26 protein-coding genes and 2 tRNA genes are annotated in these 24,686 nt (G+C 66.3%); all 28 read right to left on the bottom strand.

The window, feature by feature from the left end; translation table 11 throughout:
• Positions 1-71: 71 nt before the first annotated feature.
• Positions 72-1,760 carry a ribonuclease J gene (locus OCL97_RS00540; protein ID WP_377366661.1) on the bottom strand — a complete coding sequence of 563 codons (1,689 nt, stop codon included), beginning with the start codon at positions 1,758-1,760 and terminating at the stop codon, positions 72-74.
• Positions 1,760-2,542, bottom strand: a complete 783-nt coding sequence (locus OCL97_RS00535) for a type III pantothenate kinase (RefSeq protein ID WP_377366659.1) — start codon at positions 2,540-2,542, stop codon at positions 1,760-1,762. The genes OCL97_RS00540 and OCL97_RS00535 overlap by 1 nt, the downstream gene beginning before the upstream one ends.
• Before the next feature lies 1 nt (position 2,543).
• The gene (locus OCL97_RS00530; RefSeq protein WP_377366657.1) at positions 2,544-3,281 is read right to left on the bottom strand and encodes a biotin--[acetyl-CoA-carboxylase] ligase; all 738 of its coding nucleotides are present in this window, start codon (positions 3,279-3,281) and stop codon (positions 2,544-2,546) included.
• On the bottom strand, positions 3,282-4,712 hold the full coding sequence (gene nuoN, locus OCL97_RS00525) for an NADH-quinone oxidoreductase subunit NuoN (RefSeq protein ID WP_377366655.1): 1,431 nt from the start codon (positions 4,710-4,712) through the stop codon (positions 3,282-3,284).
• A gap of 10 nt (positions 4,713-4,722) precedes the next feature.
• Positions 4,723-6,228 carry an NADH-quinone oxidoreductase subunit M gene (locus OCL97_RS00520; RefSeq protein ID WP_304780169.1) on the bottom strand — a complete coding sequence of 502 codons (1,506 nt, stop codon included), beginning with the start codon at positions 6,226-6,228 and terminating at the stop codon, positions 4,723-4,725.
• Complete coding sequence (nuoL, locus tag OCL97_RS00515; protein ID WP_377366653.1) at positions 6,225-8,315, bottom strand: NADH-quinone oxidoreductase subunit L; 2,091 nt, start codon at positions 8,313-8,315, stop codon at positions 6,225-6,227. Before nuoL ends, OCL97_RS00520 begins: the two co-directional genes overlap by 4 nt.
• Positions 8,316-8,325: 10 nt before the next feature.
• Entirely contained in the window at positions 8,326-8,634 is a 309-nt protein-coding gene (gene nuoK, locus OCL97_RS00510) for an NADH-quinone oxidoreductase subunit NuoK (RefSeq protein WP_304780140.1), read from the bottom strand.
• The gene (locus tag OCL97_RS00505; RefSeq protein WP_304780137.1) at positions 8,631-9,248 is read right to left on the bottom strand and encodes an NADH-quinone oxidoreductase subunit J; all 618 of its coding nucleotides are present in this window, start codon (positions 9,246-9,248) and stop codon (positions 8,631-8,633) included. Before OCL97_RS00505 ends, nuoK begins: the two co-directional genes overlap by 4 nt.
• 83 nt (positions 9,249-9,331) lie before the next feature.
• Positions 9,332-9,823 (bottom strand): NADH-quinone oxidoreductase subunit NuoI, encoded by a 492-nt coding sequence (gene nuoI / locus OCL97_RS00500; RefSeq protein WP_304780134.1) that lies wholly within the window; start codon positions 9,821-9,823, stop codon positions 9,332-9,334.
• Positions 9,824-9,830: 7 nt separating this feature from the next.
• Positions 9,831-10,028 (bottom strand): hypothetical protein, encoded by a 198-nt coding sequence (locus tag OCL97_RS00495; RefSeq protein ID WP_304780131.1) that lies wholly within the window; start codon positions 10,026-10,028, stop codon positions 9,831-9,833.
• On the bottom strand, positions 10,025-11,104 hold the full coding sequence (gene nuoH, locus OCL97_RS00490; RefSeq protein ID WP_377366651.1) for an NADH-quinone oxidoreductase subunit NuoH: 1,080 nt from the start codon (positions 11,102-11,104) through the stop codon (positions 10,025-10,027). The genes OCL97_RS00495 and nuoH overlap by 4 nt, the downstream gene beginning before the upstream one ends.
• Before the next feature lie 3 nt (positions 11,105-11,107).
• Complete coding sequence (gene nuoG / locus OCL97_RS00485; protein WP_377366649.1) at positions 11,108-13,150, bottom strand: NADH-quinone oxidoreductase subunit NuoG; 2,043 nt, start codon at positions 13,148-13,150, stop codon at positions 11,108-11,110.
• A 4-nt stretch (positions 13,151-13,154) separates the two neighbouring features.
• Entirely contained in the window at positions 13,155-14,471 is a 1,317-nt protein-coding gene (gene nuoF, locus OCL97_RS00480; protein ID WP_304780122.1) for an NADH-quinone oxidoreductase subunit NuoF, read from the bottom strand.
• A gap of 6 nt (positions 14,472-14,477) precedes the next feature.
• Positions 14,478-14,687: a hypothetical protein gene (locus tag OCL97_RS00475; protein ID WP_305704854.1), complete on the bottom strand. Its 210-nt coding sequence runs from the start codon at positions 14,685-14,687 to the stop codon at positions 14,478-14,480.
• On the bottom strand, positions 14,684-15,364 hold the full coding sequence (gene nuoE / locus OCL97_RS00470) for an NADH-quinone oxidoreductase subunit NuoE (RefSeq protein ID WP_377366646.1): 681 nt from the start codon (positions 15,362-15,364) through the stop codon (positions 14,684-14,686). Before nuoE ends, OCL97_RS00475 begins: the two co-directional genes overlap by 4 nt.
• A 10-nt stretch (positions 15,365-15,374) precedes the next feature.
• Positions 15,375-15,725, bottom strand: a complete 351-nt coding sequence (locus OCL97_RS00465; RefSeq protein WP_377366644.1) for a nuclear transport factor 2 family protein — start codon at positions 15,723-15,725, stop codon at positions 15,375-15,377.
• On the bottom strand, positions 15,722-16,939 hold the full coding sequence (locus OCL97_RS00460; RefSeq protein WP_304780113.1) for an NADH-quinone oxidoreductase subunit D: 1,218 nt from the start codon (positions 16,937-16,939) through the stop codon (positions 15,722-15,724). The genes OCL97_RS00465 and OCL97_RS00460 overlap by 4 nt, the downstream gene beginning before the upstream one ends.
• Positions 16,940-17,578: an NADH-quinone oxidoreductase subunit C gene (locus tag OCL97_RS00455; RefSeq protein WP_377366642.1), complete on the bottom strand. Its 639-nt coding sequence runs from the start codon at positions 17,576-17,578 to the stop codon at positions 16,940-16,942.
• Positions 17,575-18,171 carry a NuoB/complex I 20 kDa subunit family protein gene (locus tag OCL97_RS00450; protein WP_304780107.1) on the bottom strand — a complete coding sequence of 199 codons (597 nt, stop codon included), beginning with the start codon at positions 18,169-18,171 and terminating at the stop codon, positions 17,575-17,577. Before OCL97_RS00450 ends, OCL97_RS00455 begins: the two co-directional genes overlap by 4 nt.
• Entirely contained in the window at positions 18,141-18,518 is a 378-nt protein-coding gene (locus OCL97_RS00445) for an NADH-quinone oxidoreductase subunit A (RefSeq protein ID WP_304780104.1), read from the bottom strand. The genes OCL97_RS00450 and OCL97_RS00445 overlap by 31 nt, the downstream gene beginning before the upstream one ends.
• A gap of 203 nt (positions 18,519-18,721) precedes the next feature.
• Positions 18,722-18,798 (bottom strand) — tRNA-Asp (locus OCL97_RS00440).
• Positions 18,799-18,927: 129 nt separating this feature from the next.
• Positions 18,928-19,110, bottom strand: coding sequence for a YegP family protein (locus tag OCL97_RS00435; RefSeq protein ID WP_304780101.1), 183 nt, complete (start codon positions 19,108-19,110; stop codon positions 18,928-18,930).
• 75 nt (positions 19,111-19,185) lie between these two features.
• Positions 19,186-20,292, bottom strand: coding sequence for an SH3 domain-containing protein (locus OCL97_RS00430; protein WP_377366639.1), 1,107 nt, complete (start codon positions 20,290-20,292; stop codon positions 19,186-19,188).
• 58 nt (positions 20,293-20,350) lie between these two features.
• Positions 20,351-20,920 carry an NADPH-dependent FMN reductase gene (locus tag OCL97_RS00425; RefSeq protein ID WP_377366637.1) on the bottom strand — a complete coding sequence of 190 codons (570 nt, stop codon included), beginning with the start codon at positions 20,918-20,920 and terminating at the stop codon, positions 20,351-20,353.
• A gap of 49 nt (positions 20,921-20,969) precedes the next feature.
• Positions 20,970-22,895, bottom strand: a complete 1,926-nt coding sequence (locus tag OCL97_RS00420; RefSeq protein ID WP_377366635.1) for an NAD(P)-binding domain-containing protein — start codon at positions 22,893-22,895, stop codon at positions 20,970-20,972.
• A 77-nt stretch (positions 22,896-22,972) separates the two neighbouring features.
• Complete coding sequence (locus OCL97_RS00415; protein WP_377366633.1) at positions 22,973-23,890, bottom strand: aldo/keto reductase; 918 nt, start codon at positions 23,888-23,890, stop codon at positions 22,973-22,975.
• Between the two features lie 183 nt (positions 23,891-24,073).
• A tRNA-Val gene (locus tag OCL97_RS00410) sits at positions 24,074-24,150 on the bottom strand.
• A gap of 168 nt (positions 24,151-24,318) precedes the next feature.
• A complete protein-coding gene (locus OCL97_RS00405; protein WP_293493154.1) occupies positions 24,319-24,591 on the bottom strand; it encodes an HU family DNA-binding protein in 273 nt (90 codons plus the stop codon).
• Between the last annotated feature and the right edge of the window lie 95 nt (positions 24,592-24,686).

Genomic DNA, 24,686 nt, shown 5'->3' with positions numbered 1-24,686 from the left:
GGCTCGCGGGCGGCGAGCCGGGGACATCAAACCATAGCCAAGGCTCGAAACAAGTCCGAGCGGTCGGGAAGTTAGATTCGCAGCACGGTGGTCTCGACGACGGGACGTCGCCCCCAGACCCGCTGGCTGGCCTTCTTCACCGCCCGCGAGATAGCCTTCTCGATGGCCTCATCGTCGTCCCGCTCACCACCCTTCAGACGGTCCAGGGCGCGCTCGGCCTCGTCGGCCAGGTCGTCCATCATGTCTTCCATGGGGTAGTCTTCCTCGGCGGGAAGACCGAGCGCCCGGACCTGCGGCCCGGAGACGATCTTGCCCCGCGGGTCGAGGGCGACGGAGACCGCCAGCATGCCGTTGAAGGCGGCGTGGCGGCGTTCGCGCAGGGCGTCGCCGTTCTCCGGCGTCAGCATGCCGCCGTCGACATAGATTCGGCCGGCCTGGACCTCGTCGATGATCTCGGCGCGGCCAGGCGCCAGGCGGACCATGTCACCGTTGCGGGGCGAGACGGTCTGCGGCACCTGCAGATCCTTGGCGAAGGCGGCGTGTTCCAGCAGGTGGCGGCGCTCGCCGTGGGTGGGGACGGCGATCTCCGGCCGCGCCCAGGCGTACATCTGGGCGAGCTCATCGCGGCACGGATGGCCCGAGACGTGGATGCCCGGGTGGTCGCGCTCGGTGTAGAGGCGCACGCCGCGGTCGGCGAGCCGGTTCTGCAGGGCGCGGATCGGCACCTCGTTCCCAGGGATGACGCGGGACGAGAAGATGCAGGCGTCCCCCTGCCCCAGCTTCACGAAGGGGTGGGAGCCGTCGGCGATACGGAACAGGGCGGCCCGGGCCTCGCCCTGGCTGCCGGTGCAGAGATAGAGGATGCGGTCCTCGGGGAAATCCCGGGCCTCATTGTCGGCGATGAAAGGCTTGAGGTCGGCCATCATGCCGACCGACTTGGCCGCCGCCGACATGCGGTGCATGGAGCGGCCCACGAGGCAGACCCGACGACCGGCGGCCTCAGCGGCGCGGATCACCGAATCCATCCGGGCCACGTTGGAAGCGAAACAGGCCACGGCCACCTTGTGATGCAGGCCCTTGATCAGGTCCCCCAGGGCGTCGCGGACATCAGCCTCGGAGCCGGCCGTGCCGTCGACGAAGACATTGGTCGAGTCGCAGACCATGGCGAGGATGCCTTCGTCCCCAAGCTTGCGGATGGCGTCTTCGTCGGTGACGCTGCCCAGGACGGGGTCCGGATCGATCTTCCAGTCGCCGGTGTGCAGGATGGTGCCGAGCGGGGTGCGGATCGCCAGGCCGTTGGGCTCGGGGATCGAGTGGGTCAGGGTGATCAGGTCGATCTCGAAGGGACCCAGGGTCACCTTCCCACCCAGGGGCACCTCGGTGATCACCGCGTCGGCGGCGGCGGGATTTTCCCGCAGCTTCTCGCGCAGCAGGAAGGCGGTGAAGGGGGTGGCGTAGAGCGGCCCGCCCAGGCGCGGCCACAGACGGGCCACCGCGCCGATATGGTCCTCATGGGCGTGGGTCAGGACGATCCCCAGGATGTCCTTCTTGTGCGCCTCCAGGAAGGTCGGATCGGGCAGGATGATCTCGACGCCGGGCGTGGTCTGATCCCCGAAGGTGATGCCCAGGTCCACCACGATCCACTTTCGCGCGTGCGGTGGGCCGTAGCCGTAGAGATTGAAGTTCATGCCGATCTCGTTCGAGCCGCCGAGCGGCAGGAAGACGAGTTCGTCGTCGGCTTTCGCCTTGATCTGGGCCATCAAGTCACCGCCGTCGGGCGCGGGTTGCGCCGTGAGATTTCCAGCATGCCGCGAATGGTCAGGTCCGGATCGAAATGGTCAATGGCCTGGGTCGCGCCATGGAACAGGCTGGCGACGCCGCCGGTGGCCACGACGGTCATGGGTTCGCCCCACTCGGCCTTGAGACGGGCGATGAGCCCCTCGATGAGGGCGACATAGCCCCAGAAAACGCCTGACTGCATGGCTCCGACTGTGTCCTTGCCCAGAACTCGCTGGGGCTTCTGAATGGCGACGCGGGGCAGTTTCGCCGCCGCACTGTGCAAGGCTTCCATCGACAGATTGATGCCTGGCGCGATCACGCCGCCCTCGAATCCGCCATCCGCGGCGATCACATCGAAGGTGGTGGCGGTGCCGGAGTCGATGACGATCAGCGTCCCCGGATAAACGATATGCGCCCCGATTGCGTTCACAAGGCGGTCGGCGCCGGCCTCGGAGGGTTTGTCGATGCGGATCGGGATGCCCAGGTCGGCGTTCTCGCCGATCACCAGCGGCTCCACGTGGAAGTAACGGCGCGAGAGATTGCGCAGGTTGAAGATCGACTGCGGCACCACGCTGGAGATGATGCATGCGTCCAGCACGCCAAACTGCAGCCCGGCCATGTTGAGAAGCTGCGACAGCCAGACGGCGTATTCGTCGGCCGTGCGGCTGGAATCAGTGGCCGCCCGCCATTGGGCGATCCAGCTGGTCCCATCGTGCACGGCGAAGAGCGTGTTGGTGTTGCCCTGTTCGATGGCGAGCAGCATCTCAGGCCTCCCCGAAGAAAACATCGCCGGCGGTTATGCGCAGAACCGCACCGTCGTCCAGCCGCAGGCGCAGCGCTCCATCCGCATCCAGCCCTTCGGCGACGCCGCGATGGGTCTGGTTGGGAAGACGGGCTTCACAGGGTTGTCCAAGGCCGTGGGCGCGGTCGGTCCAGCCCTTGGCGATGGGGGCGAAGCCGTCCTGCTCCCACGCCACGCGCCAGCGCTCGAAGGCCTGGGCCAGGACGTCGAGGGCCGCGCGCGGTGATGGCGGCGGACCCTGCATGAATTCGGCGAAGGCCGCGGCCGGGCGCTCCACATCCTGCGGAGCGTGGGCGAGATTGACCCCGATGCCGACCGCCAGCCAGATGCGGCCATCCGGCAGCGGACCCGACTCCACCAGGATCCCGACGGCCTTGCGGCCGTGCACCAGCAGGTCGTTGGGCCACTTCACTGTGGCCGCGCCGGGGCCCAGGCAGGTCTCGGCGAGATCGGCGGCGGCCAGGGCGGCGACGAAGGAGATCTGGGCCGCCTCACCCGCCGGCTTGTCGGTGGTGAACAGAAGGGTGGCGGCGAGATTGCCGACCTTGGTCTGCCAGTCGCGGCCCCGGCGGCCCCGTCCGGCGGTCTGGGTCAAGGCCGTGATCCAGACGGGCCCGGTTTCACCGGCCTCGGCGCGACGACGCGCCTCGGCGTTGGTGGAATCGATCTCGTCGTAGGACTCGACCGGCGGGATCGTCACCTAGGCCAGGCCGAAGGCGGCCGCGGCGGCCTTGGCCAGCGGGTCGATGAAGATCAGGGCGCCGAGAACCAGCGGGAAGGAGAACAGGGCCGCGGCGATGGCGATGGTCTTGGCCTCGAGGGGCGGGGTGTCGGTCCCGCCCACGCCGCCGTCGAACCACATCACCTTGATCAGGCGCAGATAGTAGTAGGCCGCCACGACGCTGCCCACGAGGCCGATGACGGCGGCGACGCCGAGACCGGAATTGATGGCCGCCTTGAAGACATAGAACTTGGCCCAGAAGCCGGAGAACGGCGGCAGACCCAGGGCCGACAGCGAGAACGCGGTCATGGCCAGGGCGATGCCGGGGCGTTCCTTCATCAGACCGGCCATGTCCTGGATGGTCTCCATCGGCTTGCCGGCCCGCGAGAGGGCCGCCAGGCAAGCGAAGAACCCGGTCACGTCGACCATGTAGAGGACCATGAAAACCAGCATGGCCTGCACGCCCTCGGCCGTGCCCGAGGCCAGGCCCAGGACCGCGTAACCGACATTGGCGATGGAGGAATAGGCCCAGAGGCGCTTGAGGTTGTTCTGGGCGAGACCGGCGAAGGCGCCGACGCCGATGGACAGCAGGGCGATGATCACCAGCACCTGGCCCCACTGGGCCGAGGCGCCGGAGAAGCCCTCGCTCAGCGCGCGGGCGAACAGCACCATGGCGGCCAGCTTGGGCGCCCCGGCGAAGAAGGCCACGACGGGCGTGGGCGCGCCTTCATAGACGTCGGGGGTCCACATGTGGAACGGGGCGGCGGAGACCTTAAAGGCCAAGCCGCAGATCAGGAAGACCAGGCCAAACAGCACGCCCGTCCCGGCCCCGGCCTGAACCGCGACGGCGATCTCGTCGAACTTCGTGGAGCCGGCGAAGCCGTAGATCAGCGAGGCGCCGTAGAGCAGCAGGCCCGACGATAAGGCGCCCAACACGAAGTACTTCAGCCCCGCCTCCGACGCCTTGGCGTCGTCGCGGTGCATGGCGGCCAGCACGTAGAGCGCCAGGGACTGCAGTTCGACGCCGATATAGAGCGAGATCAGGTCGCCGGCCGAGACCATCATGGCCATGCCGAGCGCGGCCAGCAGGATGAGGACCGGGAACTCGAAGTTGCGGATGTTGCGCTGGGCGAACCACTTCTGGCCCAGGGGGATGGCTATGGCGCTGGCGATGAAGATCGCCACCTGGCTGAAGGCCGAGGCGTCGTCAGCCACCAGGCCGCCCGCAAAGCCGCGCCCCTGCGTCCCGAAGGCCGCGTAGTAGGCGGCGATCGCCAGGGCGGCGACCGAGCCCAGGGTCATCACCGTGGTGGCGCGCGGCGCGAAGGCCCCGAACACCAGCAGCACCAGGGCCGCGATAGCGAGGGTCAGTTGCGGACCAGCAAGGGCGATATCGGCGGAGAAGGTCATGGAGAGGCCCCTAGGCGCCGATGGCCGCGCTGTAGAGCGCGACAAGGTTGTCGACCGACGCCTGGGTCAGGTCGAAGACGGCGGCCGGATAGATACCGAGATAGAGGGTCGAGGCGATCAGCGGCGCGAAGATGGCCACCTCGCGCCAGTCGAGGTCGCTGATCTCGGCCAGGGCCGGGTTGGTAAGTTCCCCGAAGATCACCCGGCGATAGAGGCTGAGCGCATAGACCGCCGAGAAGATGACGCCGCTGGCGGCGAAGATCGCCGTCCAGGTGGAGACGCCGTAGGCCCCGGTCATGGTGAGGATTTCGCCCACGAAGCCCGAGGTGCCCGGCAGACCGACATTCCCCATGGTGAAGAGCATGAACACCGCCGCGTACCAGGGCATGCGGTTCACCAGCCCGCCGTAGAAGGCGATCTCGCGGGTGTGCATGCGGTCATAGACCACGCCGACGCAGAGGAAGAGCGCGCTGGCGATCACGCCGTGGCTCAGCATCTGGAAGATCGCGCCCTGCACGCCGATGTCGTTGCCGGAGAAGATGCCCATGGTCACGAAGCCCATGTGGGCCACCGACGAATAGGCGATCAGCTTCTTGATGTCGGTCTGACGGAAGGCCACCAGCGAGGTGTAGATGATCGCGATGACGCTCAGCGCGAAGACCAGGGGCGTGAAGTACTCCGAGGCTTGGGGGAACATCGGCAGACTGAAGCGCAGGAGACCGTAGCCGCCCATCTTCAGCAGGATGCCGGCCAGGATCACCGAGCCCGCCGTGGGCGCCTCGACGTGGGCGTCAGGCAGCCAGGTGTGGACCGGCCACATGGGCATCTTCACCGCGAAGGAGGCGAAGAAGGCCAGCCACAGCCATATCTGCAGGCCCGGATCGAACTTGTAGACCATCAGTTCGGGGATCGAGGAGGTCCCGGCGATGCCGATCATGCCGAGGATCGCCGCCAGCATCAGGACCGAACCCAGCAGGGTGTAGAGAAAGAACTTGTAGGCTGCATAGACCCGGCGCTTGCCGCCCCAGATGCCGATGATCAGGAACATCGGCACCAGGCCGAACTCGAAGAAGGCGTAGAACAGCACCAGGTCCAGGGCGCAGAACACGCCGATCACCAGGGTCTCCAGGACCAGGAAGGCGATCATGTATTCCAGCACGCGGGTCTCGATCGACTTCCACGAGGCCGCGATACAGATGGGCATCAGGAAGGCGGTCAGCAGGACGAACAGGATCGAAATCCCGTCCACGCCCATGCGGTAGTGAATCCCGGCGAACCAGTTGGCGTCCTCGACGAACTGGAAGCCCGGATTGGCGGGATCGAACTCCGCCACCAGCACGATGGAGAGGGCGAGCGTCGCCAGGGTGGTGACGAAGGCGATCCACTTGCCGGCGCTAACGGTCTTCTCGTCCTCGCTCTTGGCGAAGAAGCGCAGCACCAGGATGGCGGCCACGCCGAGCAGCGGCGCGTAGGTGATCAGGGAAAGCAGGCCAGTCATGATCTCACTCCCCCTCAGGCCTGCCACTGGAAGACGGCGAAGGTCAGCAGACCCAGCACGCCCAACAGCATGACGAAGGCGTAGTGATAGACGTAGCCGGTCTGCAGCAGACCCGCCCGGCGCCCGACGTCGTAGGACACCGCCGAGACACCGTCGGGGCCAAGACCATCGATGATCTTCTGGTCGCCGACCTTCCAGAACAGGTCGCCCAGCAGCCGGGTGGCCCGCACGAAGGTCGCCTCATAGATCTCGTCGAAGTACCATTTATTGTAGAGGAAGCTCCACAACGGCCCCTTCTTGGCGGCGATCCGCGCGCCCATGCCTTCGTTGGCGATGTAGTAGAACCAGGCTGCCGCGAAGCCGATGGCCGAGACCACCAGCGGCGCCCAGTGTAGCCAGGTCGGCGAGTGGTGGGCGTGCTCGAGCACCTGGTTGGCGGGGGCGTTGAAAATGGCGCCGCGCCAGAAGGCGTTGCGGTCCTCGCCCACGAAGGCTTCGACGAAGGCGTAGCCGGCGAACACCGCTCCGACCGCCAGGAGCGCCAGCGGGACCAGCATCACCAGCGGGCTCTCGTGGGGCCTGTGGGCCCCATGATGGCCATGGGCGTCATGGTGGTCGTCCGGGAGCGGCTCGCTGTGGGTCTCGATCTGGGCGGGGCTGGCGTGGTCGTCGGCGCCATGGGCGTGGTCGGCGTGGGCGTGATCATCATGCGCCCACTTGGCCTTGCCGTGGAAAGTCATGAAGGACAGACGCCAGGAATAGAAGGCCGTCAGGCCCGCCGCGCTTAGGCTGACCAGGAAGGCGAAGAAAGCCACCGGATTGTGCTCGCCCGCGGCGTAGGCCGCCTCGATGATGGTGTCCTTGGAGAAGAAGCCCGCGAGGCCAATGTCGGTCCCGGGGATGCCGAAGCCGGTGATCGCCAGGGTGCCGATGGTCATGACCGCGTAGGTCACCGGCAGGTACTTCCACAGGCCGCCCATCTTCCGCATGTCCTGCTCGTGGTGCATGCCGTGGATCACCGAGCCCGCGCCCAGGAACAGCAGCGCCTTGAAGAAGGCGTGGGTGAAGAGGTGGAACATGGCGGCCTGATAGGCGCCCACGCCGGCGGCGAAGAACATGTAGCCGAGCTGCGAACAGGTCGAATAGGCGATGACCCGCTTGATGTCGTTCTGGGCCAGGCCAACCGTAGCTGCAAACAGGGCGGTGATGGCGCCCACCAGGGTGACGATCTGCTTGGTCACCGGGGCGTATTCGAACATCGGCGACAGCAGGCAGACCATGTAGACGCCGGCCGTCACCATGGTGGCGGCGTGGATCAGGGCCGAGACCGGGGTCGGGCCCTCCATGGCGTCCGGCAGCCAGGTGTGCAGGAAGAACTGCGCCGACTTGCCCATGGCGCCCACGAACAGCAGGGCGCAGGCGAGGTCCACAGCATGGAACCAGTGGCCGGCGAAGAACCAGCCCGTGGTGGCGAACTCGGTCACCCGCGGGAAAATCTCGGCGAACTGGATCGTGCCGAACATCCAGAAGACGGTCATGATGCCGAGCGCGAAACCGAAGTCCCCCACGCGGTTGACCACGAAGGCCTTGATGGAGGCTGCGTTGGCCGTCGGCTTGTGGAACCAGAAGCCGATCAGCAGGTAGGACGCCAGGCCCACCCCTTCCCAGCCGAAGAACAGCTGCATGAAGTCAGCGGCGGTGACCAGCGCCAGCATGGCGAAGGTAAACAGCGACAGATAGGCGAAGAACCGCGGCTTGGACGGGTCCTCGGCCATGTAACCCCAGGAGTAGAGGTGGACGAGCGAGGAGACGCTGGTCACCACCACGAGCATGACGGCCGACAGGGTGTCGATGCGGATCGACCAGTTTGACTGGAAGTCGCCGATATTGATGAAGGGCAGCAGGTGGACAGTGAACTTGGCCGGCCAGTCGCCCCAGATCACCCCATGGAAGGCGGTCCAGGCGATGGCGCAGGAGAGGAACAGCGCGCCCGTGGTGATGGCCTGCGAGGCCAGGTTGCCGATGCGGCGGCCCGACAGGCCGGCGATCAAGGCGGCGATCAAGGGCGCGAAGACGCCGATGGTGACAAGAAGCTGAGGAGTCATGTTCGGGTCCTCAACCCTTCATCACGGAAACGTCGTCCACGGCGATGTCGCCGCGGTTGCGGAAGAAGGTCACCAGGATGGCCAGGCCGACCGCGGCCTCGGCCGCGGCGACGGTCAGCACGAACATGGCGAAGATCTGCCCCGTCACGTTGTGCAGATAGACCGAGAAGGCCACCAGGTTGATGTTCACCGCGAGCAGGATGAGCTCGATCGACATCAGGATGACGATGATGTTCTTGCGGTTCACGAAGATCCCGAACACCCCGATGGTGAACAGGATCGCGGCGACCGCCAGGTAGTGGGCGAGCCCGATGCTCATTCGTCGATCCCCGCGCCGGGTTTGATGGAAATGACCCGCATGCCGGTCTTCGGCCCGCGCGCCACCTGGTCGGCGATCACCTGCCGGCGCACGCCGGGCTTATGGCGCAGGGTCAATACGATGGCGCCGATCATGGCCACCAGCAGCACCAGACCCGCCGCCTGGAAGAAGTAGATGTAGTCGGTGTAGAGCACCCGCCCGATGGTCTCGGCGTTGGAGATATCCGCGTCCGAGGCCTGCGGCGTGTCGTTGAGCCGCGCCGCACCGCCCGTCGAGACGGCGGTGGAGACCAGGATCATCTCGAAGGCCAGGATGCCGGCGACACCCGCGCCAAGGGGCATGTAGCGGGCGAAGCCCTGCCGCAGCGAGGCAAAGTCGACATCCAGCATCATGACGACGAAGAGGAACAGCACCGCGACCGCGCCGACATAGACGACCACCAGGAGCATGGCGAGGAACTCGGCCCCCAGCATCACGAACAGGCCCGCGGCGGAGAAGAAGGCCAGGATGAGGAACAACACCGAGTGCACCGGGCTGCGGGCCGAAACCACGCAGACACCGGCGACCAGGGTCACCGTCGCCAGCAGATAGAATGCGATCGCGTGAACGGCCATGACGGCTCTTCTCAGCCCCTCAATTTCAGTGACCGGCGCCTGACGGCGACGCGGTGATTAGCTTTCGGAATCGCGCCCGGGTCTTACCGGTAGGGCGCGTCCAGTTCCAGATTCTTCGCGATCTGCCGCTCCCAACGATCCCCGTTATCGAGCAGGCGTTCCTTGTCGTAGTAGAGCTCTTCGCGGGTCTCCACGGCGAACTCGATGTTCGGGCCTTCGACGATGGCGTCGACCGGGCAGGCCTCCTGGCACAGGCCGCAATAGATGCACTTGACCATGTCGATGTCGTAGCGGGTCGTGCGGCGGCTGCCGTCCTCACGAGGCTCGGCCTCAATGGTGATCGCCTGGGCCGGGCAGATGGCCTCGCACAGCTTGCAGGCGATGCAGCGCTCTTCGCCGCTCGGATAGCGACGCAGGGCATGCTCGCCCCGGAAGCGGGGCGACTGCGGCCCGCGTTCGTGCGGATAAAGCACTGTGGCCTTGGGGCGGACCATGTACTTCATGGCCATGCCGAAGGCGCCGACGAAGTCCATCAGGGCCGCGCCTTTCACGGCCTGGGTAATACGCTGCATCATATCGCGGTCACTTTCGTTTGCAGACGTAGGCGGTGATGGACTGGGGATCACCTTCCTTCGCCAGCTGCAGGTCGCCGCCCTTGGCCAGGCACACATCGCGCGCCTTCTTGAGGGCGTCATAGCTCGCCACGCCGCCATCAGGCGTGACGCCGCTGGCGCAGGCGGCGCAGAGCATCATGCTGGAGATGACGACCAGGATCCTCATGCCGCGGTGGGCCCGAAGACGCGCCAGGCCGCCACCAGGACCACAGCGACACCGGCGGTGGGCAAGAAGACCTTCCAGCCCAGGCGCATGAGCTGGTCGTAGCGGTAGCGAGGCACGATGGCCTTGGCCATGGCGATCAGGAAGAAGAAGAAGCAGGTCTTCAGGAAGAACCACATCAGGCCGTAGAAGCCCTGCGCCATGTCTCCCCACTGGTGGACAAAGGCGAAGTCGATGGGCGCCTGCCACCCGCCGAAGAACAGCACCGTGATCAGCGAGCACATCAGCACGATGTTCACCAGCTCGCCGATCATGAAGAGCAGGAACGGGCTGGAGGAATATTCCACCTGGTAACCAGCCACGAGCTCGGACTCGGCCTCGGGCAGGTCGAAGGGGGGGCGGTTGGTTTCGGCCAGGGCCGAGATGAAGAAGATCACCGCCATGCCGAACATGACGATCGCGATGGGCCAGTTGTGCAGGCCGCCGCCAAGGAAGTTCCAGTTCCAGAACCCGCCGGCCTGTTTCTCGACGATTGTGGTCAGGTTCATGCTGCCGCTCAGCAGGATCACCGTGATGATCACCAGGCCGATGGAGACCTCATAGGAGACCATCTGCGCGGCGGAGCGAAGGGCGCCCAGGAAGGGGTACTTCGAGTTGGAGGCCCAGCCGCCCATGATGATGCCGTAGACGCCCAGCGAGCTGATGGCGAACAGGTACAGCACGCCGACATTGATGTTGGACAGCACCCAGCCCGGCGCGAACGGGATCACCGCCCAGCCCACCAGGGACAGCAGGAAGGTCAGCACCGGGGCCAACAGGAACACCGTCTTGTCGGCGCCGTCCGGGATGACCAGTTCCTTGAGCACGAACTTGATCAGGTCGGCGAAGGACTGCAGCAGGCCGAAGGGACCCACCACGTTGGGACCCTTGCGCATCTGGACACCCGCCCAGATCTTGCGGTCGGCCAACATGAAGAAGGCCAGGCAGACCAGCAGGGGCAGCACGATCAGCATGATCTTGCCGACCGTGATCAGGGTCCAGCCGAGCTCGGTGGCCCAGAAATTGATGGTCGGATCCATCCCCTACTCCGCCGCGATCTTGGAGGCGTCGGCCGCCACGGCCGCGCACTCGGCCATCGTCACGCTGGCGCGGGCGATGGGGTTGGTCAGGTGGAAGGCGCGCACCCCGCTGACGAGCGGCGCGTCGGTAGCCGTCCCGGCCGCCGCGATCCCCGAAAGGTCAATGGCCGAGGCCGCCGCGCCCGGGGCGTAGTCGATCCGCCCGAAGGTCGGGTGGTCGGCGAACAGCTTGGCGCGCAACTGGGCCAGGGTGTCGTAGGGCAGGGTCGCGCCCAGGCGGTCCGACAGCGCCCGCAGGATGGACCAGTCTTCACGCCCCTCCCCCTTCGGGAACACCGCGCGCTGGCCCAGCTGGACCCGGCCCTCGGTGTTCACATAGAGGCCGTCCTTCTCGGTGTAGGCCGCGCCGGGCAGGATCACGTCGGCCTTGTGCGCGCCGGCGTCGCCGTGCGTGCCCATATAGATGGTGAAGGCGTCGCTGGCGGTGACGTCGATCTCGTCGGCGCCCATCAGGAACAGCACGTCGAGGGCGCCTTTGGACGCCATCTCGGCGGCGGTCTTGCCGCCCTCGCCCGGGATGAAGCCGAGGTCCAGGCCGCCGACACGGCTGGCGGCGGTGTGCAGCACGTTCCAGGTCATGCCAAAGGCCTTGGCCACATCGGCCGCCGCCTTGGCGATGGCTCCGCCGTCGGCCCGGCCCAGGGCTCCGGCTCCGATGATGATGGCCGGGTTCTTGGCGTCCTTCAGGCGCTTGACGAAGTCGGACTTGGACTTGGCCAGCCCCGACAGGCTGGCGGCGCCCGCGCCGAGGTATTCGTAGCCAAAGGTCAGGTCGGCCTGTTCGCCGATGACGCCGACTTCCAGGGCGCCGGCGACCCAGCGCTTGCGGAACCGGGTGTTGAGGACGGGCGCCTCGGTGCGGGGATTGGTCCCCACGAAGAGGATCATGTCGGCGTTTTCGACGCCGGCGATGGTGGAGTTGAACAGCCAAGTCTCGCGGGTCCCTGCGCCCAGGGCCATTCCGTCCTGACGACAGTCCAGGCTGGTGACGCCCAGGGAGCCGAACAGGTCCTTGGCGGCCTTCATGGACTCCGCGTCCTGCAGGTCGCCGGCGATGACGCCGATGCGGTCGGGGCTGGCGGCCTTCAGCTTGGAGGCCACTAGGCTCAGCGCCTCGGCCCAGGTGGCCGGACGCAACTTGCCGGCTTCACGGACATAGGGCTTGTCGAGGCGCTGGCGGGACAGACCGTCCACAGCGTAGCGGGTCTTGTCGCTGATCCACTCCTCGTTGATGTCCTCGTTCAGGCGCGGCAGGACGCGCAGGACCGCGGGGCCCCGGCTGTCGACGCGGATCGAGCAGCCGAGGGCGTCCATCACGTCGACGCTCTCGGTCTTCTTCAGCTCCCAGGGGCGCGCGTTGAAGGCGTAGGGCTTGGAGGTCAGGGCGCCGACCGGGCAGAGGTCGATGACGTTGGCCGACAGTTCGCTGGCCACGGCCTTGTCGAGATAGGTCGTGATTTCAACGTCTTCGCCGCGGGAGATGAGACCGATGTCCGGCACGCCGGCCACTTCGGTGATGAAGCGGACGCAGCGGGTGCACTGGATGCAGCGGGTCATGACCGTCTTGATCAACGGCCCCATGAACTTCTCTTCGACCGCGCGCTTGTTCTCGCCATAACGGCTGTCGTCGCGGCCATAGCCCATGGCCTGGTCCTGCAGATCGCACTCGCCGCCCTGGTCGCAGATCGGGCAATCCAGCGGGTGGTTGATGAGCAGGAACTCCATCACCCCTTCGCGGGCCTTCTTGACCATCGGCGAGTTGGTGATGATTTCCTGGCCGTCGGAGGCCGGCAGGGCGCAGGACGCCTGCGGCTTGGGCGGGCCGGGCTTCACCTCCACCAGGCACATGCGGCAGTTGCCGGCGATGCTCAGGCGCTCGTGATAGCAGAAACGCGGGATCTCTTCCCCGGCCAGTTCCGCCACCTGCAGAACCGTCATGCCGGGCTCGAACTCGACCTCGACGCCGTTGACCTTGGCTTTAGGCATACGACTACTCCGCCGCCACCAGGGCGGCGCCCTGAACATGCGGCTTGCCCGCGCGATAGCTGGTGATCCGATCCTCCACCTCGTGGCGGAAGTTGCGGAACAGCCCCTGGATCGGCCAGGCCGCGGCGTCGCCGAGGCCGCAGATGGTGTGGCCCTCGACCTGGGAGGCGACGTCGAGCAGCATGTCGATCTCGCGCATCTCGGCCTCGCCGGTGACCATGCGTTCCATCACCCGCCACATCCAGCCGGTGCCTTCGCGGCACGGCGTGCACTGGCCGCAGCTCTCATGCTTGAAGAAGCGCGAGACCCGGGCGATCACGCGGACCAGATCGGTGTCCTCGTCGAAGAGGATCATGGTGGCCGTGCCCAGGCGCGACTGCACGCGGGGCAGGTCGTCGAAGTCCATCAGGACGGTCTCGGCCTGTTCACGGGTGATCATCGGCATGGAGACCCCGCCCGGGATCACCGCCTTGAGCTTGCCCCAACCGCCGCGTACGCCGCCGAAGTGATCCTCGATCAGCTGGCGCATGGGGATGGACATGGCCTCTTCGACCACGCTCGGCTTGTTCACGTGACCCGAGGCCGCCATCAGCTTGGTGCCGGCGTTCTTGGGTCGGCCGAAGCTCGAGAACCAGCCGGCGCCACGGCGCAGGATCGTGCCGACGACAGCGATGGACTCGACGTTGTTGATGGTGGTGGGGCAGCCATAGATGCCGGCGCCGGCCGGGAACGGCGGCTTCAGGCGCGGCTGGCCCTTCTTGCCCTCCAGGCTCTCCATCAGCGCGGTCTCGTCGCCGCAGATATAGGCGCCGCCCCCATGGGTGACGTGGAGGTCGAAGTCCCAGCCGTTGACGTTGTCCTTGCCGATCAGCTTGGCCGCATAGGCCTGCTTGATGGCGGCTTCCAAACGCTCGCGTTCGGCGACGTATTCGCCTCGGATATAGATGTAGGCAGTGTGGGCGCGGATCGCGTAGCTGGCGATCATGCAGCCTTCGATCAGTAGGTGCGGATCATTGCGGATGATCTCGCGGTCCTTGCAGGCGCCGGGCTCGGACTCATCGGCGTTGACCACCAGATAGTGGGGCCGCTCGCTGAGCTGCTGCGGCATCAGGGTCCACTTGAAGCCGGTGACAAAGCCCCCGCCTCCCCGGCCCCGCAGGCCGGACTCACGGATCTGCTCGCAGACCCATTCGTGGCTCTGACCCAGCATCTCGCGGGTCGCGTTCCAGCAGCCGCGCGCCTTCGCACCTTCCAGGCCCCAGTCTTGGAGCCCGTAGATGTTGGTGAAGATGCGGTCCTTGTCTTCCAGGATGCCGACCAAGACCCCCTACACTCCCTTTTTCGCGGGCGGCGAGCCCGCGATGAACCAGATTTGCGCGCCGAACCCGATCAGCAGCGCGACCCCAAAGACGACCAGCAGCCAGGATTGGCTGAACCGAAAGGCGCAGACGATCGCCGCGATGGCCACGAAGACGCTGGCCGCGGAGACCGCGACCATGACCGTGAACCGGCGCTTGGCGACCTCGGCCTCTGTCATGCGACAGGCGCCTTGGCCTTACCCTTGGGGGCGGCGTTCGGCAGCGACTTGATCGGCTTGGCGGCCGACCCGTCATAGAGCTTGGGGTCGTTCAGCGTGCTGTTGCCGCCCAGGACGGCGCTGCCCTGACGGCCGATCTCGGAGCCGGCCGGCGGCGTCTGGCCGGCGGCGAAGGCGTCCAGAAGCTTTTCGAAGCCCTCGACGGTGAGGTCCTCGTAATAGCGGTCGTTGATGGCCGCCATGGGCGCGTTGGAGCAGGCGCCAAGGCACTCGACTTCCTGCCAGTAAAACTTGCCGTCCGCCGAGCGGTGGCTGTCTGGGCCAAAGCGCTTGCGGCAGACCTCAAGCAGGGCCTCGGAGCCGCGCGACTGACAGGCCGTGGTGCCGCACACCTGCACCAGGGCCATCGTTCCCACCGGCTCCAGCATGAACATCGTATAGAAGGTGGCGACCTCGTAGACCCGGATGGTGGCCATCTTCAGCAGCTCGGCGACGGCGCGGATGGCGGGCTCCGACACCCAGCCCTCCTGCTTCTGCACCAGCCACAGGACCGGGATCACCGCCGACTGCTGGCGGCCGTCCGGGTATTTGGAGATCCACCACTGAACCTGCTTCATCGTCTCGGCCGAGAAGGCGAAGCTGGCGGGTTGATCTGCGGAAAGGCGTCGAACGCTCACGATCAGAGCCTCACTTCACGAAGTCGACCCGGACGATCTTGGCGTCCGAGATGGTGTAGATGGCCGCGACCTCGAAGGTGTCGCCGCCGGGCGTGCGGGCGACCCGTTCGTGGTCGATGACGCGCGAGCCGATGACCACCCGGGCCAGCAACTCGGCCTTGTTCTGCGGGAAGTCGGAGAACAGCTTCTCATGCCGTGTGCGGATGGCGTCGATCCCGTCGGCGGTGATCGCGCCATTGAAATCGGCCAGCACCGCATTGTCGGCGTAGTAGGCGCAGAAGGCCGAGAGGTTCTGGCTGTTATAGGCTTCGAATTGGCCGTCCACGACGTCGAAGGTCGAAATGCAGGCGGGCGCGCTCACCGGTCCACCTCCCCGAACACGATGTCCAGCGACCCGATGATCGCTGAGACGTCGGCCAGCATGTGGCCCTTGGCCATCCAGTCCATGGCCGCCAGGTGCGGATAGCCCGGCGCGCGGATCTTGCAGCGATAGGGCTTGTTGCCGCCGTCGCTCACCAGGAAGACGCCGAACTCGCCCTTGGGCGCCTCGACGGCCGCGTAGACCTCGCCTTCCGGAGTACGGAAGCCCTCGGTATAGAGCTTGAAGTGGTGGATCAGCGCTTCCATCGAGCGCTTCATCTCACCCCGACGCGGCGGCGAGACCTTGTTGTCCTCGGTCAGGACCGGGCCGGGGGTTTTGCGAAGGCGATCAACGCACTGGCGGATGATCTTGGTGGATTCACGCATCTCCTGCATGCGGCAGAGATAGCGGTCATAGCAGTCACCGTTCAGCCCGAGCGGAATCTCGAAGTCCATCTCGTCGTAGCACTCGTAGGGCTGGCTGCGGCGCAGGTCCCAGGCGATGCCGGAGCCGCGCACCATGACGCCGGAGAAGCCCCAGTCGATGGCCTCCTGGCGCGTCACCACGCCGATATCGACGTTGCGCTGCTTGAATATGCGATTGCCGGTGATCAGCTTGTCGATGTCGTTGACCGGACGGGCGAAGGCCGCGGCCCAGTCGTCGATGTCGTTGATCAGCGCCTCGGGCAGATCCTGGTGGACGCCGCCGGGGCGGAAGTAGTTGGCGTGCAGCCGCGCGCCGCAGGCCCGCTCATAGAAGACCATCAGCTTCTCGCGCTCCTCGAAGCCCCAGAGAGGCGGAGTGAGCGCGCCGACGTCCATGGCCTGGGTCGTGACGTTCAGCAGGTGGTTCAGGACGCGGCCAATCTCGGAATACATCACCCGGATCAGCTGGCCGCGAATCGGAACCTCAAGGTCCAGGAGCTTCTCAATGGCCAGGCAGAAGGCGTGTTCCTGGTTCATCGGCGCCACGTAGTCGAGGCGGTCGAAGTACGGGATATTCTGGAGGTAGGTGCGGTACTCCATCAGCTTCTCGGTGCCGCGATGCAGCAGGCCGATGTGCGGGTCGACCCGCTCCACGACCTCGCCGTCCAGCTCCAGGACCAGGCGCAGAACGCCGTGGGCCGCGGGGTGCTGCGGGCCGAAGTTGATGTTGAATTTGCGGACCGGAATCTCGTTTTCCGAGAGCGTGGTCAGGGATGCGTCGTCGGCCATCTACTTCGGAGCTCCCGGATGCGGGCCACCGGTCCCGGGCGACTTCTCATCACCGGGCAGGACATAGTCGGCGCCTTCCCACGGTGAGAGGAAGTCCCAGTTGCGGAACTCGACGGACTTCACGGGCTCATAGACCACGCGCTTCAGTTCGTCGTCGTAGCGCAGCTCGACATAGCCGGTCATCGGGAAGTCCTTGCGCAGCGGATGCCCGTGGAAACCGTAGTCGGTGAGGATGCGGCGCAGGTCGGGATGCCCCTCGAAGAAGATCCCATACATGTCGAAGGCCTCGCGCTCATACCAGTCGGCGCAGGGGTAGACCCCGGTGACCGTGGGAACAGCGGTGTCCTCGTCGGTCTGCACCTTCAGGCGCAGGCGCTGGTTCTTCGTAAGCGACAGCAGGTGATAGACCACGTCGAAACGCTGCGGGCGCTCCGGGTAGTCGACACCGCAGAGGTCGATCAGCTGGGCGAAGCCGAACTTGTCGCGCATCAGGGTCAGGGCCTGGACGACGCGGCCGACCGGAGCCGTCAGGGTCAATTCCCCGAAAGCCAACGAATAGCCGGCCACGGCGCCGGCGCTGTCGGCGACCAGTTGCTGGCCCAGGCTTTCAAGCGTGGAGATCTCCACCGGCCAGCTCATCGCTCGATGGTCCCGGTGCGGCGGATCTTCTTCTGCAGCTGCAGCACACCATAGACCAGGGCCTCAGCCGTCGGCGGGCAGCCGGGGACGTAGATGTCCACCGGCACGATCCGGTCGCAGCCGCGCACCACGGAGTAGCTGAAATAGTAGTAGCCGCCGCCGTTGGCGCACGAGCCCATGGAGATGACGTAGCGCGGCTCCGGCATCTGGTCGTAGACCTTGCGCAGGGCGGGAGCCATCTTGTTGCAGAGGGTGCCAGCGACGATCATCACGTCGGACTGCCGCGGGCTGGCGCGCGGCGCGAAGCCGTAGCGCTCCAGGTCGTAGCGCGGCATCGAGGCGTGCATCATCTCGACGGCGCAGCAGGCCAGGCCGAAGGTCATCCACATCAGCGAACCGGTGCGCGCCCAGGTGATCAGGTCGTCGGCGGCGGCGGTGATGAAGCCCTTGTCGGCGAGCTCACTGGAGACGCCGTCGAAGAAGGGGTCGTGGAGCTTGGGGTTGTAGCCCTCGACGGTCGAGCGACCGGCCGAGAGCGCGGGGGCGGAACCCGCGGGAACGATCACTCCCATTCCAGGGCGCCCTTCTTCCATTCGTAGATGAAGCCGACGGTCAGCACGCCCAGGAAGGACATCATCGACCAGAAGGAGAACTGGGCCACGTCCTGCGGCAGGTTCATGAGCGAGACCGCCCAGGGGAACAGGAAGGCCACCTCGAGGTCGAAGATGATGAACAGGATCGAGACCAGGTAGAACCTGACGTCGAACTTCATGCGCGCATCGTCGAAGGCGTTGAAGCCGCACTCGTAGGACGAGAGCTTTTCGGGGTCCGGCGCCTTGGGGGCGAGAACCGCCGAGGCGAGGATGAAGACGACCCCCAGAACCGCCGCGATCCCTAGGAAGATCACGATGGGGAGGTACTGAAGAAGGAACGCGTTCATGGAATCCTCGAAGGAGTCGCGCCCTTCTAGACCACGAATGGAACCGATTCAAACGGCTCAATGACGCTGGCGCCGCACCCGCGAAAAAGACCGATGTTCGAGATGCGAATGCCTCTCAGGTGCGCCCAACAGACGCACCGATGCGTCGCGCGAAGACGCGCAACATAGCGGCCTGCCGGCAGATCATCGATGTCGGGAAGAAGTGGCGCGAATGACGGGACTCGAACCCGCGACCTCCGGCGTGACAGGCCGGCGCTCTAACCAACTGAGCTACATCCGCATGTGGGCCGTGTGGGCCCGCGAGGGGCGTCTGATAGGTCCCGACCGGAATCGTGTCAACGGGCGAGTTCGATTAGTCGCACTTCACCCTGTGAATAATCCCCTCCGACGCCCAACGGCGGGGCTGGGATCAGTCGGTGGTGTCGTCGGTTTCGGCGTCAGGGCCGTTCTTCTTCATGGATTCGATGGCGTTCTTCGCCGAGGCCTTCGAAGAGTAGCCCTCGGTAGAGAACATGACCTCGCCGTTGGGCGCCTTGAATTTCACCCGGAATTCGCCAGCCTTGTCCTTCGAGATCTCGAACTTGTACGCCATGGGGTCGCTCCGCTTGTTGAATCGCCTGTTCGACTCAGGAGGCTAGAGCCAAGTCGTCACAGCCGCCAGACGGCGTCAGATCACGAACGAGCCACGATCGTCCGACAGTGTCCCCTGATTGACGGCGTCTGCGATGCGCTCGGCCCGGAGAATCGGATGAGTCATGTTCGTGGCCTTGCGGGCCAGGACATAGGCGGTGATCAGCCGCGCCTCGTCGGCGGTCTTCCAGTTGGTTGGACCGGTGGCGCCGATCTTGGTGATGGCGGCGGCCAGGGTGCCGGGCACGTGTCCCGGGCGATTGACGTGCTCATCCAGCACCAGGGCCACCCCCTGCTCGGAGGTGAACCAGCGCCGGACCGCCACGCCGGCCGCCTTGGCGTCCAGGAACTTCGCCAAGCGCCCAGCGGCGAAGCTGAGCTGGCAGGCCCGCATGTCGTGGTGGTGCCCCGCGCGCCAGAACCGGTAGGCCCAAACCGCGCCGCGCAGTTGCAGCTTCCGCGCGGCGGTGTTCAGAATCACGCCGTTCAGCACCAGATAGCCTGTGGTGGCCGTGGCGCTGGCGGTCTGCACATCCAGACCGTAGCGGCCGAAGCAGTCCTGGAAGGCGGCGGGCCAAGTCCGCTTCAAGGCCGCCAGCAAGGCCGGAAGTTCGCCCGCATCCCCGGCTGGACCGCAGGTCCACTGGAAGAGGCCGATCGACATGTAGCTATTGTCGTAGGAGTTGACGGCCTCCAGCAGACCCTCATTGGCCGAGATGGCGCGCACCACCCGCACGGCCGACGGCTTCAGGGCGGCCGGGGGCGGGTTGCCCGCCAGCCACCCGGCCAGTGAGGTTCGGCCCGTGGTGTAGAAGCCGCCCTTGTAGACCGAGGCGAAGGCCCGTCCGTCCGGGGTGATCGCCTTGCCCCCCGAGACGGTCACCGGATGATCTGGGTCATCGGGCATGGGCGGCGGCGCGAGCGCGGGCGGGGCCGGGGTTGCGACCGCGACCGCCGGGCTGAGGAACTGGCTCGACACCCAGCCGCTGCGGATCGGCGCCTTCAGGGTGGTGATCCGCGTCCAGCCCGCCTTGGACTCGAACATTTCGACACCGAGGCCCTTGTCCAGGCTGGGCGGAACGACCGTGCCGTCCGGCCCATCCCGCAGCCGCAAGCCCTGCACCGTCACCACACCCTGAGTCATGACGCCCTCCCTGGCTCAACACATAGTTGAACAACGCCGAAGGACGCCTGGCAATGGTCTAGCTTGGGGAGCGCAGGGTCTTCAGCGCGGCGGCCCAGCGGGCCAGTTCGGTGAGCATGGCGCCGGCGGCCTTGTCCTGCAGCTCCGGCGGCTTGAAGCCCGCTTCGGACAGGTGCTGGCTGAACATCGGCAGGGCCACGGCCTCGGGGATGGGCATGACCTTCACGCTGGTGAGCAGCAGCTTCTCCATCTGCACCGCGCGCAGGCCGCCCGACGCGCCGCCGTAGCTGACGAAGGCGGCGGGCTTATAGGCCCACTCGTGCACGAGGTAGTTCACCGCATTGGTGAAGGCCGGCGGCGGGCCGTAATTGTACTCCGGCGTCACGAAGACAAAGGCGTCGGCCGCCTCGACGCTCGCGCTCCAGGCCTTGGTGTGGTCGTGCGAATAGTCGCGCAGGCGCGGATGCTTCGGCTCATCGAAGACGGGCAGGTTGAAGCTGGCTAGGTCCACCAGTTCGGCGTCGAAACTCTCATGGCCTTGGGCGATCGCGTCGAACCATTCGGCGATCTTCGGGCCCAGCCGGGTCGGGCGAGTGCTGCAGATGATGGTGTGGAGCTTGAGCGGCATGGGACCTCACGGGAACGAACACGTCGTCCCCGTATAGGCCCGCAACCCCCTACCCCGCCATCTCGCGTTCCTTGGAGAGCACGAAGTCCTGCGGATCTGGCGCCAGGGTGGCGCGCCAATAGTCTACCAAGGCAAAGGGCCAGTTCTGGCTGACCCGGCCCTTCTCGTTCTTGTACCAGCTGGTCACCTGCGGCGCGCCCCAGGCCATCAGCTTATTGCCCTCGTCCACCTTGATGTTGAAGGCGTCGTGCACCTCGGGCTTGGGCTCCATCGCTCGCGCTCCTGTCTCGGCCAGCAGCTCCAGGCAGCCCAGGATGTAGCGGACGCTGCACTCGGAGAAGAAGATGATGGAGCCGTTGACGACGATATTGGTGTTGGGCCCATAGATCATGAACAGGTTGGGGAAACCCGGGGTGGTCATGCCCAGATAGGCGCGGGCGTCCCCGTCCCAGGTATCGTGCAGGTCGGCCCCGCCGCGCCCCTTGATCTTCATCGGATAGAGGAAGCGGCTGGCGTGGAAGCCGGTGCCGTAGATGATCACGTCGAAGTCCCGCGCCGAGCCATCGGCGGTGAGGATGCCGGTGTCGGTGATCTCAGTGATGGCGTCGGTCACCAGCTCCACATTCGGGCGCTTGAGCGCGGCGATCCAGACACCGTTGTCCAGCAGCGCCCGCTTGCCGCCGATCGGATAGGTGGGGATCACCTTCTCGGCCAGGTCGGGGCGGTCGCCGGCCTGCATCCGCAGGGCTTCGGCCACCATGGCCCGGAACATGGCGTTGGCCGCGCTGACGGCGGTCTCGTCGCCTTGCCAGGCCGGGTCGGCCCGCACCCCGTCCAGCAAGCCGTCAGTGACCATCCAGAACAGGAAGAAGCGGTACCACTTGTCGTAGTTGGGAATGTGCTCCAGCAGCCAGTTCATCCCGGCCGGCACATCCTCATGATAGTGGGCGGTGGGGAAACCCCAGGGCGGGGTGCGCTGGAAGATGGTCAGGCTGGCCACCTTGCCCGCGATCTCCGGCACGAACTGGAAGGCGCTGGCGCCGGTGCCGATCACCGCCACCCGCTTGCCTGTCAGATCGACGTCATGGCGCCACTGGGCGGAGTGGAAGGCCGCCCCCTTGAAGCGCTCGCGGCCCTTCACCTCGGGCAGGCGCGGGCGGTTCAGCTGACCCACGGCGGTGATCACGGCGTTGGCGATCACCTGCTCGGTCCCCGTGGCGGTCTTCAGGGTCACCTTCCAGACCGCGCGGGCCTCGTCCCAGACCATCTCCTCGACGCTGGTCTCGAAGCGGATCTTCTTGCGCAAATCGTAGCGGTTGGCGACGCCCCGGAAGTAATCCAGCAGCACCGGCTGGGTTGAGAAGTGCTGAGGCCAGTTGTGGTTGGGCTCGAAGGAATACGAGTAGATGTGGTTGGAGCTGTCGACCCGGCAGCCCGGATAGGTGTTCTCCAGCCAGGTGCCGCCGACATCGGCGTTCTTGTCGACGATCTCGAAATCGACCCCGGCCTGGGTCAGGCGGATGCCGGTCAGCAGGCCCGACATGCCGGCGCCGATAACCAGCACATGCATGCGCCGCGCGGCCTCCTTCAGGAGGGGCGTGTCCCACTGCGGATCCTTGCTGGACTGGCCGCCGATGGCCAGCTCGTCATTCAGGAAATCGGCATAGTTCTCGGGGATGTCGGCCCCGGCCACAAAGCTCATCATCCGGCGTAGAGCGGCGGGGTCGGGGGTGATAGGCGCCGGTGAGCCCTTGGCCACCCAGTCGAGAATGGCGGCCTTGGCCTGGCTTCGGAACTTGGCCTGCTCGGCCTCGGGCACACCGGTCTCGCCGCGCGACAGTGGGGTGTAGGTGGGCGCCCACTCCCTGCGCAGCCAGTGCAGATCGCCGGTCATCTGGACCAGGGCGGCGGCCAGAGCCGGCTGGTGCGCCGCCTCCAGCGCCTGGTCGAGCGCACTCAGATCGAGCTTCGCCATCGTGTCCTGCCCTGATTTGTCGTTGTTCTTGCAGGCAGACTACGCCTCTTGGCGTTCGGCGAAAGGGCGCCCCGACGTCACGTCCCGGCGCTTTGCGCCTCGGCGATCGCGGCCGCCAGCTCGGGCGCCAGCGCGCGGCCAGACGCGTCGAGGTTCTCCAGCAGATGGGCCATGCGGGTCGTGCCCATGACCGCGCAGGCGACATCGCGATTGGCCAGGACATAGGCAAGGGCGGCCTGCGCACCGCTGACACCCGCCTGTTGGTGCAGGAAGGCGAAACGCCGGCCGGCCAGCACTTCGGCGCGGTGGTTCTTCAGCGCACGCAGGGCGTACCAGATGTCCCGCGGCGCCCTTAGCTTCAGGACCTGGCCGCCAGTGTGGCCCATGGCCAGAGGCATGCCCGCCAGCACCCCCTTCCCCGCCGCCGCCGCCCGCGCGATGAGCGGGCCACGTTCCGGCCGCAGGACATTGTAGTCCACCATCACGACGTCGAACTGGGGCAGGCCCGCGACGTGGTCGATGACCGCGGGATCAAAACTGTTCACCCCGAGGGCCTGGACAAGGCCTCGCGTCTTCAGCCGCTCCAGGGTGCTCAGCAGCTGAGCGGTCAGGTCGACGATGGCGGGACCGTGCAGTTGCAGCAGGGGCAGGCGTTCCAGCCCCAGGTTGGCCAGACTCTGCATCACGCTGGCCTCGATGGCGCCCGGAGACATGTCGCGCACGATACGGCGGCCGTCGTGGCGCGTGCCGGCCTTGGTGGCGATCACCAGGCCCGAGAGATCGCGCCCGCGCAGGGCCCGGCCCAGCCTGGGTTCGGCGTTCCCGTTGGAATAGCTCGCGCCGGTGTCGAAGAAGGTCACACCCCGCTCAAGGGCGGCATGGACCAGGGCGATGGCCTGACGCTCATCGAACGCCATCTGGCCCCACCAACTCGCACAGCCAAGGCCGATCTCCGAAACGGTCAGGCTGGTCTTGCCAAGGGGGCGGTAGAGCATCGAGGGTCAATAGCCTGCGAAAGGAGAGCTGTCCTCTATCAGAGCCGCTTGTTCGCGAAGGCATGGCCGGAACCCTGTCTCAGATACCGCTCAGAGGCCGCGGCCTTGGTCTCATCCGGGAACGCCCTGCTTCGAACTCTAGGGGAGGACTTGTCCTGCGAAGCGCGACAGCGCGAAGCAGGATGGTGGGCGGCGAGGGGTTCGAACCCCCGACCCCCTGGGTGTAAACCAGGTGCTCTGACCAGCTGAGCTAGCCGCCCTTGAAGACTTGGAGCGTCGGCGGGTTAACCGGCTTCCACTTAACCCTGCCGCGTCCTTGAAGGCCGGTTCTTAGCGCCCTCCCCGGCGCGCAGAAACCCCCATATCAAAAGGGCGGCCACCTCCCCGGCGACCGCCCCTTCGGAATAACTCTAGAGTCTGAGCCGCGCTTAGTTCAGCGAGCTCTTCAGGCCTTCGCCGACCCGGAAGCGCGCGGTCTTGGAGGCCGGCCGCTGCACGGTTTCGCCGGTGCGCGGATTGCGGGCCGTACCCGCCGCGCGGTTGACCGGCACGAAGCTGCCGAAACCGACGAGCCGGACTTCTTCGCCGCTCTTCAGGGAAGCGGTGACGGAGTCGATAAAGGCTTCCAGCGCGTCTTTCGCCTGCGCCTTGTTGAGGCCCGCCTTTTCGGCGATCGCCGTGACGAGTTCGGCCTTGGTCATTTGGTGTTTCTCCCAGCCCGTTATAGGTCCGCGGACCCCCCGCGGTGTTCGCGAGGCTGCTTCGCGTGACGCGATTATGGCGGTCTCGCGGCAGG

It is taken from the genome of Phenylobacterium ferrooxidans (genome assembly GCF_042714595.1).
Lineage (GTDB): Bacteria > Pseudomonadota > Alphaproteobacteria > Caulobacterales > Caulobacteraceae > Phenylobacterium > Phenylobacterium ferrooxidans.
Note: the sequence above shows the minus strand (reverse complement) of the source record. Positions and strands in the feature narration are given on the sequence as shown.